This window comes from Nocardioides koreensis (assembly GCF_039531775.1).
Lineage (GTDB): Bacteria > Actinomycetota > Actinomycetes > Propionibacteriales > Nocardioidaceae > Nocardioides > Nocardioides koreensis.
The window spans coordinates 240,008-252,349 of the sequence record NZ_BAAAQR010000006.1 but is presented as its reverse complement, the minus strand read 5'-3'; the positions used below and the strand labels follow the sequence as shown (position 1 = coordinate 252,349).

Sequence of the window (12,342 nt, the reverse complement as noted above, 5' to 3'; positions counted from 1 at the left end):
CTGACCCAGACCGCCTGCGACGACGTCGCCCTCAGGCTGAACACCCGCCCCCGGATGACCCTGAACTGGCAGACTCCCGCCCAAGTTCTCAACGAGAGACTCGTTGCAACAGCCAGTTGAATCCGCGACCTCCGGCTCGAATGGCTGGCGCACGGGGATCGGCACAGCCGTCGGAGCACCCTCCGGAAGCCGGTGCAGCGACCACCGCACCGGCAGGACCTCCGCGCCCGGAGCGATGCCGAACGCCTCCAGCACCTCCCGGTCCCCAAGTGGATCGACCCCAGTCGTGGCCCGGGTCCTCGCCCAGCGTCGGCCGGGCCCACAGGTGCAGCTCGGGCAGGCCGCGCTCGCGCAGCCCGATCGTGTAGGCGAAGTCGCCACCCTCGCCGTCGGGGTCGAAGACCGCCTGGACCTGCCAGAACGGCGCGCGCCGCAGCTCGTCGTACGTCTCGTCGACGGTCATCGCTCAGCTCGCCGGGTCACGACGCAGGCTCAGGTCGATCACCTCGGCAGGTGGTCCCTGGCCGACTGCCGAACGGGCTCGGCATCGCTCCAGGCACAGCGGCCAGCCCCCGTTGCGGGTGGCCCGCCGTGCTCGGCGGTGGGCGAGGAGCGAGATGACGACGCCCTTCGCGGGCGGCGTGACGTCGGCAGGCTGGACCATGCGAACTCCTGTGGGTGGTCGGTGAAGGACGCATTCACCCTCCGCGGGGGCACCGACGCCCACGGACGTCGTACGGCGTGCCTGTGGAGGGAGGCCGCACCAGCCCGGCCTGTGGGCAGGAAGGGGGCGGACCTCAGCCCTTGGGGATGTGGATGTCGTACTGCGCGACCTTGCGGTAGATCGTCGCCCGGCTCATCCCGAGCTCCTCGGCGGCCTCCTTCATCGTCACCCCCGGCCGGGTCAGGACGCGCACGATCTCCTCGCGCTCGAACGCCTCGATCCGGGTGAGCCGGTGCGGGGTGCCGGAGAGGACCTCCGAGGGCAGGTGGCGCACGTCGACCACGTCGGTGCGCGTGGCCGCGTCGCGCACCACCCGGTTGAGCTGGTCGAGGTTGCCCGGCCACCCGCAGCTGCGCAGCGCCTGGACGGCGCCCGGGGTGAAGTCGACGTCGCGCCCCCTCACCCGCCGGGCCGCGTGCCGCGCCAGGGGCAGTACGTCGTCGGGTCGCTCGCGCAGCGGCGGCACCTGGACGACCGTCTCGACCAGCGACTCCAGCGGCGCCGGGATGTCCTCGAACCGCTCCGCGGTGACCGAGAACGGCAGACCGGTCCCGGGCGCTGACGCCTGCACCACCAGCGCCCGCAGCCGGTCGGCGGCCCACACCGGGAGCGTGTCCACGTCGCACACCACGACCGCGGTGTTCGGCTTGCCGAGCTCCGGCGACCACAGCGACAGCCACGGGTCGGTGTCCTGGGCGGCCGGCGATCTCGCCGAGAGGATCCGGTCTCGCGGCCGGGCGCGGCGCTGCGCCTGGGCGAGCATCGTCGCCCGCCCGGCGCCCGGCTCCCCCACCGCGGCGACCACCCGGCGGGCGGTCAGCGCGCGCTCGGCCTGCGCGAGGGCCTCGGTCCAGGCCGGCGACAGCTCCTGCAGCGTGCCCGACCCCGGCTCGGTCTCCACCCGGAACACCTCGCCGCGCGGGGTCGGCCGCGGCCGCCGGCCCTGCGACCGGGCCAGCATCAGCGCGGCGGTGTTGCCTGCGGCCGACTGCGCGAGCGCGAGCAGCAGGTCGCTCGACGACTTCGACCAGGTGGTCAGGTTGACGCTGCCCTCGAGCCGGCCGGTGAGCGGGTCCAGCACCGGCACCGCGGCGCACGTGTAGGTGCACAGGCTGAGCGCGTAGTGCTCCTCGGCGCGCACCACGGTCGGCACCCGGTCGGCGAGCGCCAGCCCGAGGCCATTGGTGCCGGCCTCCCGCTCGGAGTAGGCGAAGCCCGGCGCCAGGTGCACGGCGTCCAGGGCGCGCAGCAGCGAGGTGTCCCCACTGAGCCGGTTCAGCACCAGCCCGTCGGCGTCGGTGAGCATCAACGAGATCGGCTCGTTGACGAGGGTGCGGTGCAGGTCGGTGAGCACCTCGCGCCCGCACTCGAAGAACAGCGACTCCTCGTCGTACGTCCCGGTGAACACCGGCTCGATGCTCTCCAGCGGCACGCCGTAGTCCTGGCTGCGCTGCCAGGAGGCCATCAGCCGGTCCGACACCGCGGACCCGCCCGCCCCGGTCACCCCCGGGACCTCGTGCGCGCGGTGCAGGCGCGCACGCTCCGGGAGCTCTCCCTCACCCATCGCGCCTCCCTCCGGGCCGCCCGACAACCTGGGCCCCGAGACGTGATCGACGCTACAACCGGCCCGAGCGGGAGCCGAGGGACCAACGTCTCAGATTGAGACACCGCTCGTCTCAGATTGAGACACGGCAGCGGGTTGCGGTCGCTGCGAGCAGTCCTACCTTCGAGAGCAAGTGGCACCGGTCACGCGGAACGGAGACGCACATGTACACCAAGGACGGCGAGAGCTACTTCATCGTCGACGCGCACATCGCACTGTGGGACGCCCGCCCGGAGAACCAGCGGAACATCCATGGCAAGCAGTTCATCGACTGCTTCTACGACTACCACCGCAACCTCTCCCCCGAGCATGCCCAGTGGAGCTACGAGGAGTACCTCTACCAGGGCGGCGACCGGCTGATGAGGGACCTGTTCGAGGACGGGTACGTCGACCACGCGATCTTCCAGCCGGCGTACCTCGGCGAGTTCTACCACCACGGCTTCGGGCAGACCGAGGAGGCGTTCTCGCTGGCGGTGAAGCATCCCGACAAGCTGACCTACAACCACAACTTCGACCCCCGCAACGGCGAGGTCGGGCTCGACCAGCTGCGCATGGACGCCGAGCGGTTCCGCCTCAAGGGCGTGAAGCTCTACACCGCGGAGTGGCACGGGGAGTCCCGCGGCTGGAAGCTGGACGACCCCTGGGCGTACCGGTACTTCGAGGCCTGCCGCGAGCTGGGCATCCGCAACATCCACGTCCACAAGGGCCCGACCATCCGACCGCTGGACCGGGACGCCTTCGACGTGGCCGACGTCGACCACGTGGCGAGCGACTTCACCGACCTGAACTTCGTCGTCGAGCACTGCGGCCTGCCCCGGCTCGAGGACTTCTGCTGGATCGCCACGCAGGAGCCCAACGTGCACGCCGGCTTGGCGGTCGCGATGCCGTTCATCCACACCCGGCCCCGCTACTTCGCGCAGATCATGGGCGAGCTCCTCTACTGGATCGGCGAGGACCGCATCCAGTTCTCCTCCGACTACGCGCTGTGGACGCCGAAGTGGCTGGTGGAGTCGTTCGTGGACTTCCAGATCCCCGAGGACATGACCGAGTACGCCCCGCTCACTCCTGCGCAGAAGAAGAAGGTCCTCGGCCTGAACGCCGCCAAGATGTACGACATCCCCGTCCCCGAGGAGCTGCGGCTCCCCGAGGCCGACCAGCCCGAGGTCGGGCCGCGCGGCGCCGACGACCTGACGAAGGTGTGACATGGGCGTCGCCGGCATCCCGTCGACCACCGAGTGGCAGCAGGCGGCGTACGCCGCGCTGGGCACGGTGGTCGACCCCGAGCTCGACGAGCCGATCACCGACCTCGGGTTCGTCAGGTCCCTGGAGGTGTACGCCGGCCGCACGCACGCCGACGTACGCGTCCACCTGCGGCTGCCGACGTCGTTCTGCGCGCCGAACTTCGCCTACCTGATGGCCTCCGACGCCAAGGACGCGCTCACCGCGCTGCCCTGGACCGACCGGGTGCTCGTCGAGCTCGACGACCACCACGACTCCGACCTGATCAACCGAGGCCTGGCCGCCGACGCGGGGTACAAGGGCACCTTCCTCCACGAGGCCGACCAGGACCTCGAGGAGCTGCGCGCGACGTTCCGGCGCAAGGCGCACACGGCCGCGATGGAGCGGTGCCTGACCGGGCTGCTGGGGGACCAGCCCGACCGCGCCGTCGAGTCGCTGGGCACCGTCACGCTCGCCGAGCTGCCACCCGGCCCGCACACCGAGGCGCTGCTGCGCCGCCGCGCGCCCCTCGGGCTGCCCGACGCACCGGACGCCCTGGTGATGGTCGACCACGAGGGCCATGGGTACGCCCCCGAGGAGGTCCCGCTGAAGCTGCGGAGGGCGCGCTCGACCCGGATCTCCATCGACGGGAACGCGCACTTCTGCCGTGGCCTGCTGCGCACCCGCTACCCCGACTCGGAGTCCGCGCAGGTCCCGCGCGACGACGCCGAGCCCACGTTCATCCCCCTCTCGACACTCAAGGAGCACACCTCATGAGCACGATGCGCGCCGTCCAGGTGGTCGGCTACCACCAGAACCTCGAGATGACCGAGGTCGACGTCCCCGAGCCCACCGGCCCCTACGACGTCGTCGTGAAGATCGGCGGCGCCGGCGTGTGCCGCACCGACCTGCACATCCTCGAGGGCCAGTGGGCCGAGAAGTCCGGCGTGACGCTGCCCTACACGATCGGCCACGAGAACGCCGGCTGGGTGCACGCGACCGGGTCCGCGGTCACCAACGTCGCCGAGGGCGACAAGGTGATCGTGCACCCGCTGATCACCTGCGGGCTGTGCCGCGCCTGCCGGTCCGGCGACGACGTGCACTGCGAGGCCAGTGCCTTCCCCGGCATCGACACCGACGGCGGGTACGCCGAGTACCTCAGGACGTCCGCGCGCAGCGTGGTGAAGATCGACGACTCCCTCGAGCCCGCCGACGTCGCGGCGCTCGCCGACGCCGGGCTCACGGCGTACCACGCCGCGGCGAAGGCCGCCCGCCGCCTCACGCCGCGCGACCGCTGCGTGATCATCGGCGCCGGCGGCCTGGGCCACATCGGCATCCAGGTGCTCAAGGCGATCAGCCCGGCCGAGCTCATCGTCGTCGACCGCAACCCGGACGCCGTGAAGCTCGCCGTCTCGATCGGCGCCGACCACGGCGTGGTCGCGGAGGGCAAGCAGGTCGAGGAGGTGCTCGCGCTCACCGGCGGCAACGGCGCGGAGGTGCTCATCGACTTCGTCGGCGAGGGCGGCGCGACCGCCGAGGGGATCCGGATGCTGCGGCGGGCCGGCGACTACCACGTGGTCGGGTACGGCGAGAACATCGACGTCCCGACGATCGACATCATCTCCACCGAGATCAACATCATCGGCAACCTGGTCGGCTCCTACAACGACCTGTGCGACCTGATGGCGCTCGCGGCCCGGGGCGCGGTGAAACTGCACACCGCGAAGTACGCCCTCGACGACTTCCAGTCCGCCATCGACGACCTGGACGCCGGCAAGGTGCGCGGGCGGGCGATCCTGACCCCCTGACGCGTCTCCGCGCCCGGGCCACCCCGTTCGGGTCATGACGCCGGGGCGCCCGGGGGCGAGACTGGGGACAAGGCGACGTCCCGGCAACCGGTGCCGCCCCGTCGCCGTCGAGGTGCGTCATGAACGACATGATCGAACGACTTCGCAAGCCCGGCGGACGCCTGGGCACTCTCAGCCTCGTCAGCGCGGCCATCCTCGCGATCATCGGGGCCGTCGGCGTGGTGGCCATGGTGGTGAGCCTCATCGCCGATGCGGACTTCTGGGCCAACGACAACGGCAGCAGGGCGCTGAGCCTGGTCCTGTTCGCCCTCACGTTCCTGGGCGCGGTCGGGTTCCTCATCGAGGACCAGTACCCGTGGGTCGGGGCGGCGCTGGCCGTCGTCGGCGGCGTGGCGATCTCACTGCTCCTGTTCTGGACCGTGCTGGCGATAGTGGTCGGCCTCGGCGCCGCCGTCGTGGCCGTCATGCGGGCCAGGGTGATGCACCACGGCTCGACGACCGCCGCGCATCCCGCCTAGGAGCGCATGACCGGGTCCCCGTGGCAGGCTCGTCCGCATGAGAGTCGCCGCCGTGGGGTTCACCCCGGTGAAGGGCCTGCGCCACACGCCGTACGACGCCGTGGTGCTGGACGAGCACGGACCGGTCGGTGACCGGGTCTTCTGCCTCGTGGACGTCCCGCGCCGGCGGGTGCTCCGGACCGTGCAGAACCCCACCCTGGTCGCCGTGCGGCCCCGGTGGGACGGTCACGTCCTGGACCTGGTGCTGCCCTCGGGCGAGACCGCCTCCGCGGCGCCGACCGTGTCAGGTGAACGGATCACCTGCGACTACTGGGGCCGTGACGCGGAGCTGGACCTGCTCGACGGACCGCACGCGGCACTGGCCTCCTCCTGGCTCGGCTCCCCGGTCCGGCTGGCCGCGGCCCCGCCGGGCGCGGTGGTCTACGGCGCCCCGGTCAGCGTGGTGTCGCTGGCCTCCCTGCGCGACCTGGCCGACCGCCTCGCGCGGCCGGAGCTGGTGACCGAGGCGGCGCGGCTGCGGGCCACGGTGGTCGTCGACACCGACGAGCCCTGGGTTGAATGGGCATGGGCCGAGGAGGCGTGGGCGGGCCGGACGCTGCGGCTGGGTGCCGCCACGGTCCGCGTGAACGCGCCGATCCCCCGGTGCGCGGTGATCGACCTGGACCCCGTCACGGGGGTCGCGTCGGCGCCGCTGCTCAAGGCGCTGGCGGGCCGTTCCGGATCCCTCGACCTCGGCGTGGACGCGCACGTGGTCCAGCCAGGCGTCGTACGCCCCGGCGACGCGGTCGAGCTCGACGCGGTCGTGTGACCCACAGTGCGCCGCGGCGCACCGTCAGCCGCACGACTCCTCAGCGGCCCAGCAGCGACAGCGCGGCGTCGGCGATCGAGCCGGTGTCGATCCCGTGCAGCGCGTAGGCGTCCTCGAGGCCCGAGGACTGCCCGAACTCGGTGACGCCCAGGCAGCGGGTCCGGTCGCCGCGCACGCCGGCGAGGAACGACAGCGTGTGCGGGTGCCCGTCCAGCACGGTCACCAGCGGCGCCGGGTGGTCGCCGGGGAAGAGCTCCTCGACGATGCCGCCACCCTGCTGCCAGGACCGGAACACCAGGTCGGGGCTGGTCAGGCCGACCACGCCGGCCGTCACCCCCGAGGCGGCCAGCAGGTCCGCGGCGGCCACCACCTCCGGCATCATCGCTCCGACGCCCACCAGCGTCACCTGCTCGGACGCGAGGTCGTGCGAGGTGAGCCGGTAGCCCCCCGCGACCACCTGCCGACGCCGCCGCTCCAGCAGCGCGGGCTCCTCGGGCAGCCGGGACAGGGCCGGGTCGATCGGTCGCGTCGAGAGCCGGAAGTACGCCGAGGTGCCGCCGGGCACGCCCACCTGCGACATGGCGTGCAGGAAGGTCCACTCCAGGTCCTGGGCGAACGCCGGCTCCCACGCCACGCAGCCCGGCTGCTCCAGCCCGATCGACGGCGTGGTGATCGACTGGTGCGCGCCACCCTCGGGCGCCAGCGTCACCCCGGACGGCGTACCGACCAGGATCGACTGCCCGCCGGAGTAGATGCCGTAGGACCACGGCTCCAGCGCCCGCGACACGAACGGGTCGTAGAGCGTCGCGATCGGGATCAGCCGCTCGCCCCACCGCGACCAGGTCGCGCCCAGCTCGCCGAGCAGGCCGACCAGGTTGACCTCGGCGATGCCGAGCTCGATGTGCTGGCCGTTGCTCACCTCCGACCACTTCAGGACCCGCTCGCGGTCGTCGGCGAACCAGTCCCGCCGGTCGTGCACCGACCACACCCCGGTCTTGTTGATCCAGCCGCCGAGGTTGGTCGAGGAGGCGACGTCCGGGCTGCAGGTCACCACCCGGGCCGCGGCCTCGGGGGCGTCGTGCTTGAGGTCGGCGAGCAGGCGGCCGAGCGCGGCCTGGGTCGACGCCGCCTTGCGGTGCGGGTGACCCAGCGCGGTGGGGACGGCGACCGGGGCGGGCGAGGTGACCGGCGTACGACGCAGCGCGGTGCCGCGGGCCCGGCACAGGTCGTCCGCGGCCGTGCCCGGCTCGAACGCCGCCCAGGGCTCCTCGAGCGCGGTGCCGGAGGCGTCGGCCAGCGCCCGCATCTGTGCCTCGGTCAGCAGCGCGGAGTGGTTGTTGGGGTGCCCCTCGGTGGGCAGCCCGCGACCCTTGACGGTGTAGGCGAAGACCACCGTCGGGCGCGTGGTGTCGACGGCCCGGAACGTGTCCACCAGCAGCCCGAGGTCGTGGCCGCCGAGGTCGCGGACGGCCGCGGCCAGCTGCGCGGACGGCACCTGGTCGAGCAGCGCCCGCAGCTGCGGCGTACCGCCCTCGCCCATGATCCGCGTCGCCACCTCGGAGGAGTCGACGCGGAGCATCCGCTGGTACTCCTCGTTCGGCATCTCCTCCAGCCGGCGGCGCAGCTCGGAGCCGCCGGGCCGGTCGAACAGCTCGGAGATCAGCCGGCCCCACTTCAGGGTGACGACCTGCCAGCCGGCGGCCTCGAACATGCCCTGCAGCCGGGCGATCTGGATGTCGGGGACGACCCGGTCCAGCGACTGGCGGTTGAGGTCGACGACCCAGAGCAGCTCGCCGAGGTGCGCGACCTGCGGGTCGGCGACGGCCTCCCAGATGGCGCCCTCGTCGAGCTCGGCGTCCCCGAGCAGGCTGACGAACCGCCCGGCCGGCGGTGCGTCGGCGAACTGGGAGCGGACGTAGCGGTGCGAGATCGCGGCCCACAGCGCGGCGGTGGCCCCGATCCCGACCGAGCCGGTGGAGAAGTCGACGGTGCCGGGGTCCTTCAGCCGCGAGGGGTAGGACTGCAGGCCGCCCTTGGCACGCAGCGTCGGCAGGTACGCCGCGTCGAGGTCGCCGAGCAGGTAGTTGATCGCGTGCAGCACCGGGGACGCGTGCGGCTTGACCGAGACCCGGTCCTCGCTGGTCAGCTCGTGGAACCACAGCGCCACCATGATGTCGACCATCGACGCCGACGACGACTGGTGGCCGCCGACCTTCACGCCGCTGGTGTTGGGCCGGCCGCGGTTGGCGGCGTCCACGATCGCGGCGGAGAGCCACAGCACCCGCTGCGAGATCTCCCGCAGGGTGCCGGTCTCCTCGCTGCTCAGCGCGGGGCCGGTGATGTCGAGCTGGCTCATGGGGGTCCTTCCGGGTCGCACGACGTTGTGCGACCCGGATCCTCGCGCAACCGGGCCGGCTCCGTCACGTCAGGGGTAGCGTCGAGAGCGAGCACGATCCCGGAGAGGAGAAGCTGATGGGGTTCTACGCCGAGCACGTCGTGCCCCGCATCGTCGACAAGGCCTGCGGCATCAAGGCCGCCGTGCCGTACCGCCAGCGGGTCTGCGCGGGACTGTCCGGCGAGGTCGTGGAGATCGGCTTCGGGTCCGGGCTGAACGTGCCGCACTATCCCGCCGGCGTCGTGTCGGTCGCAGCGGTCGAGCCGTCGGACCTCGCCTGGAAGCTGGCCGGCCGGCGGCTGGCCGACTCCGCGGTCCCGGTACGCCGGTCCGGGCTCGACGGCCAGCACCTGCCCTTCGAGGACGACTCCTTCGACGCGGCCCTCTCCACCTGGACGATGTGCACCATCCCCGACGTCGAGGCCGCGCTCCAGGAGCTGCGCCGGGTGCTCAGGCCGGGCGGCAGCTTGCACTTCGTGGAGCACGGCCAGGCGCCGGACAAGAAGGTGCGTCGGATGCAGCGCCGGATCGAGCCGTTGAACAAGCGCATCTTCGCCGGCTGTCACCTGACCCGGCCGATCACGGACCTGATCACGGGCGCGGGCTTCCAGATCAAGGAGATCGACGTCTTCTACGAGCCGGGTGCGCCGAAGTTCGCGAATGCCGACTCGCTGGGCGTCGCGGTGAACGGCTGACGCGGTCTCACCCGTCGCGGGTGAGGCGCCCCCCGGCGGGGCGCACGGATGGTGGGGTGAACGACTCCGGAGGTACGCCGTGACCCACCGCCTGCTCGCCCTCGTCCTTGCCCTCGGCCTGTCCTTGGTCGCCGGCGGATGCGGCGGCGACTCCAACGACAGCGCCGGCTCGTCGTCCACGACCCCGTCACCGACCGCGACCAGCCCCACCGAGCCGGCCGCCGCCGACGTGTGCGACGCGAAGGACAAGCTGGACGCAGACGTGAAGGGGATGAAGGAGGACAACACGGCGCCGGAGTACAAGGCCTCCCTGACCGCGATCAGCCAGGACCTCAAGGACCTGGTGACCGTGGCCGACGACGCCTACTCCGACGACCTCGCCACCTTCCAGGCCGCCCTGAACACGTTCGCCGACCAGGTGAAGTCGATCGGCAGCAGCAACCAGGGCGCCCTGAAGACTCTCGAGGACCTCGGCCAGGCCGCCGGCGCCCTCGGCGACGCGGCCCAGACCCTCGCCGAGCAGATCCCCTGCCCGAGCAACAGCTGAGGGACTCAGCTGGTCGAGCGCGCAGCACCCGTCCGGGTCGACGGCCAGTCGGTGCCCACAGGAGCCGGACGCGGCTGCAGCCGCAGGCCGGTGTCGATGCCCACCCGCAGCAGGTCACGCAGCCGCGTGTCGGAGTCGTAGACCGACGCTGCCACCAGCCCACCGACCGCGCACTGCATGACGCTCGGGGCCGAGCGCCGCTCGAACTGCTTCTCGCTCAGCGGCGCACCCGAGGAGAACCGGCGCGCCCACGCCACGACCCCGGGGTTGTCGGCCAGCGCCTGACGGATGTCGTCCTCGCCGTCCACGGCACCCGGGCCGAGGCTGACGGCCGCCTCGTGGCACCGGACCAGGCCCGCCAGCAGCGCGCGCTGCGAGGACGCGGGCACGTCGGGGAGCGCGTGCAGCGCGACCGCGGCCGTCAGCCCCACGGTCCAGGGGAGGCCCCCGCCGCGCAGGCCGACCACGGACGGGATGAGCGGCGCGAGCTCCCCACGGTTCTGGTCGCTGGTGTGGTCGTTGACCAGCCGGGCCAGGTGCGCGAGCACCGGATGGGTGCAGCCCGGGTGGTCGCTCCACTTCTCGTTCGCGAGCACGGACGCCATCTCCATGAAGCAGGCGCCCTTGCGGGGAGAACGGTGCTTGCCCCGGGACAGGACCGGGAGGCCGTCGGGAATCTCGTGAGTGACCATGGCTCCTCCTATCGATCCAGCATGCGCCCGGTCCTGCGGCGCCTACAAGACCCAATGGGGGATGGGTATTTCCACCCATCGTGACCAGGCCGACAGGTGCGCCGTCCACCCGATGCGACGGGGTCGGCCGCGTTCCTAGCGTGGGATCACCAGCCCACCGAGGAGGAACCATGAACCACGTCGAGACCGTCATCATCGGAGCCGGGCAGGCCGGCCTCGCCACGGCGTACCACCTCACGAGCCGCGGCCGGGAGTGCGTCGTGCTGGACCGCAACCAGCGCATCGGCGACAACTGGCGCCAGCAGTGGGACAGCCTGCGGCTCTACTCGCCCGCGAAGTTCGACGGCCTGCCCGGGATGCCGTTCCCCGGCGAGCCATGGTCGTTCCCGGGCAAGGAGGACGTCGCGGACTACCTCGAGTCCTACGCACGGCGCTTCGAGCTGCCGGTGCGGCTCGGGGTCCGCGTCGACCGGCTGTCCGCGGCCCCTGACGGCCACGGGTACGTCGTCACAACCGACACCGGGCCGCTGCACTGCGACAACGTGGTCGTGGCCACCGGCACCTTCGGCCGTACGCCGAAGATCCCCGAGGCCGCGAAGGACCTCGACCCCTCGATCCTGCAGCTGCACTCGAGCGAGTACCGCCGCCCCGGCCAGCTGCGCGACGGCCCGGTCCTCGTGGTCGGCGCCTCGCACTCCGGGACCGACATCGCCTACGAGGTGGCCGAGACCCACCAGACCACGCTGGCCGGGCGCGACTGCGGCGAGATCCCGATCCGGCTGGAGTCGCGGCGGATGCACGTGGTCTTCCCGATGCTGCTCTTCGCCTGGCGGCACGTGGTGACCCGACGGACGCCGATCGGGCGCAAGGAGATGGAGGAGATCCGGTTCCACGGCGGGCCGATGCTGCGGGTGAAGCGCTCCGACCTCGCCGAGCGCGGCGTGGTCCGCACCGAGGCCCGTGTCGAGGGCGTCCGCGACGGGCTGCCGCTGCTCGCCGACGGCACCACCGTCGAGGCGGCCAACGTCATCTGGGCGACCGGGTTCCGCCAGACGTTCGGCTGGATCGACCTGCCGGTGCTGGGCGAGGACGGCTGGCCGCGTGAGTTCCGCGGCGTCGTCGACGAGGCGCCTGGCCTGTTCTTCTGCGGCCTGTCCTTCCAGTACGCCTTCTCCTCGATGCTGCTGCCCGGGGTGGGCCGGGACGCCGAGCTGGTGGCCCGCCGGATCGTCGAGCGCGAGACCCACGGCGCCGGCCGGGAGCCTGCCCGGGCCGCCTGAGAGAGCGGGCGTCGTCGACCCGCCCGCGCGAGTATCGTCCGAAGTGGGAGGTGC

The 12,342-nt window shown here is 72.3% G+C and carries 12 protein-coding genes and 1 pseudogene; 9 read left to right on the top strand and 4 right to left on the bottom strand.

Features of this window, described 5'->3' with window-relative positions:
- Nucleotides 1–120: pseudogene (locus tag ABD268_RS22830) on the top strand (IS30 family transposase); the annotation flags it as partial.
- A 346-nt stretch (nucleotides 121–466) separates the two neighbouring features.
- Here ABD268_RS22830 and ABD268_RS12180 read toward each other — a convergent pair.
- Both ABD268_RS12180 and ABD268_RS12175 read right to left on the bottom strand, forming a co-directional pair.
- Nucleotides 467–664 carry a hypothetical protein gene (locus ABD268_RS12180; RefSeq protein ID WP_344152135.1) on the bottom strand — a complete coding sequence of 66 codons (198 nt, stop codon included), beginning with the start codon at nucleotides 662–664 and terminating at the stop codon, nucleotides 467–469.
- Nucleotides 665–797: 133 nt separating this feature from the next.
- Complete coding sequence (locus ABD268_RS12175; protein WP_344152132.1) at nucleotides 798–2,288, bottom strand: AAA-type ATPase lid domain-containing protein; 1,491 nt, start codon at nucleotides 2,286–2,288, stop codon at nucleotides 798–800.
- Between the two features lie 203 nt (nucleotides 2,289–2,491).
- On the opposite strand from ABD268_RS12175, the gene ABD268_RS12170 reads away from it, so the two are divergent.
- The 5 genes from ABD268_RS12170 to ABD268_RS12150 all read left to right on the top strand — a co-directional run bounded on the left by ABD268_RS12170 (nucleotide 2,492) and on the right by ABD268_RS12150 (nucleotide 6,679).
- Nucleotides 2,492–3,529: an amidohydrolase family protein gene (locus ABD268_RS12170; protein ID WP_344152129.1), complete on the top strand. Its 1,038-nt coding sequence runs from the start codon at nucleotides 2,492–2,494 to the stop codon at nucleotides 3,527–3,529.
- Nucleotide 3,530: 1 nt separating this feature from the next.
- Complete coding sequence (locus ABD268_RS12165; protein WP_344152126.1) at nucleotides 3,531–4,322, top strand: iron-sulfur cluster assembly protein; 792 nt, start codon at nucleotides 3,531–3,533, stop codon at nucleotides 4,320–4,322.
- A complete protein-coding gene (locus tag ABD268_RS12160) occupies nucleotides 4,319–5,353 on the top strand; it encodes an NAD(P)-dependent alcohol dehydrogenase (protein WP_344152123.1) in 1,035 nt (344 codons plus the stop codon). The genes ABD268_RS12165 and ABD268_RS12160 overlap by 4 nt, the downstream gene beginning before the upstream one ends.
- A 119-nt stretch (nucleotides 5,354–5,472) precedes the next feature.
- Complete coding sequence (locus ABD268_RS12155) at nucleotides 5,473–5,871, top strand: hypothetical protein (RefSeq protein ID WP_344152120.1); 399 nt, start codon at nucleotides 5,473–5,475, stop codon at nucleotides 5,869–5,871.
- Between the two features lie 37 nt (nucleotides 5,872–5,908).
- Nucleotides 5,909–6,679 carry an MOSC domain-containing protein gene (locus tag ABD268_RS12150; RefSeq protein WP_344152117.1) on the top strand — a complete coding sequence of 257 codons (771 nt, stop codon included), beginning with the start codon at nucleotides 5,909–5,911 and terminating at the stop codon, nucleotides 6,677–6,679.
- Nucleotides 6,680–6,719: 40 nt separating this feature from the next.
- Here ABD268_RS12150 and ABD268_RS12145 read toward each other — a convergent pair whose 3' ends face one another.
- Nucleotides 6,720–9,035 (bottom strand): transketolase-like TK C-terminal-containing protein, encoded by a 2,316-nt coding sequence (locus tag ABD268_RS12145; RefSeq protein WP_344152114.1) that lies wholly within the window; start codon nucleotides 9,033–9,035, stop codon nucleotides 6,720–6,722.
- A 116-nt stretch (nucleotides 9,036–9,151) separates the two neighbouring features.
- Between ABD268_RS12145 and ABD268_RS12140 the strand changes: the two genes are divergently transcribed.
- Together ABD268_RS12140 and ABD268_RS12135 are read left to right on the top strand one after the other, a co-directional pair.
- Nucleotides 9,152–9,769, top strand: coding sequence for a class I SAM-dependent methyltransferase (locus ABD268_RS12140; RefSeq protein ID WP_344152111.1), 618 nt, complete (start codon nucleotides 9,152–9,154; stop codon nucleotides 9,767–9,769).
- 79 nt (nucleotides 9,770–9,848) lie between these two features.
- Nucleotides 9,849–10,316 carry a hypothetical protein gene (locus tag ABD268_RS12135; protein ID WP_344152108.1) on the top strand — a complete coding sequence of 156 codons (468 nt, stop codon included), beginning with the start codon at nucleotides 9,849–9,851 and terminating at the stop codon, nucleotides 10,314–10,316.
- Between the two features lie 5 nt (nucleotides 10,317–10,321).
- Here the strand turns inward: ABD268_RS12135 and ABD268_RS12130 are convergent, their stop codons facing one another.
- Nucleotides 10,322–11,008, bottom strand: a complete 687-nt coding sequence (locus tag ABD268_RS12130; protein ID WP_344152105.1) for a hypothetical protein — start codon at nucleotides 11,006–11,008, stop codon at nucleotides 10,322–10,324.
- Nucleotides 11,009–11,178: 170 nt separating this feature from the next.
- Between ABD268_RS12130 and ABD268_RS12125 the strand changes: the two genes are divergently transcribed.
- Nucleotides 11,179–12,288: a flavin-containing monooxygenase gene (locus ABD268_RS12125; protein ID WP_344152102.1), complete on the top strand. Its 1,110-nt coding sequence runs from the start codon at nucleotides 11,179–11,181 to the stop codon at nucleotides 12,286–12,288.
- The last annotated feature ends 54 nt before the right edge of the window (nucleotides 12,289–12,342 follow it).